This window comes from Ochrobactrum sp. SFR4 (assembly GCF_019730395.1).
Lineage (GTDB): Bacteria > Pseudomonadota > Alphaproteobacteria > Rhizobiales > Rhizobiaceae > Pseudochrobactrum.
Genome location: NZ_JAAPBB010000465.1, coordinates 1 through 333, shown reverse-complemented (window position 1 = coordinate 333; position 333 = coordinate 1). Strand labels below are relative to the sequence as shown.

General features: G+C 56.5%; 1 protein-coding gene. It reads right to left on the bottom strand.

Annotated features, from left to right (window positions below):
- Positions 1-333 (bottom strand): class I SAM-dependent methyltransferase (locus tag HBA93_RS19830; RefSeq protein WP_221724429.1); only part of this gene is annotated, 333 nt, incomplete at both ends.

The following is a 333-nucleotide window of genomic DNA, read 5'->3' as shown; positions in this document are numbered from 1 at the left end:
AGGTTCCAGATTTTCCGGCCGGTTATGTACCAGTGTATTACGCACCCCCGCACGGCTCAGACGATCATGAATCGGATTAAGGCGTGAGCGCTCGGCATCATAGGCATGGATCTGGCCTTTATTCTGCATGGCGGCAGCCAGAGCCAGCGTTTTACCACCGGCACCGGCGCAATAATCCATCACCTGAAGACCAAGCTGCGCACCAACCAGCTTGGCAGCCAGTTGCGAACCTAAATCCTGCACCTCATACCAGCCATCGAGAAAGGCTTGCTCAGTCTGCACATTCGGATGACGGCCAAGTGCCCGCAGAGGCGGAATACGTACTGCATCCGG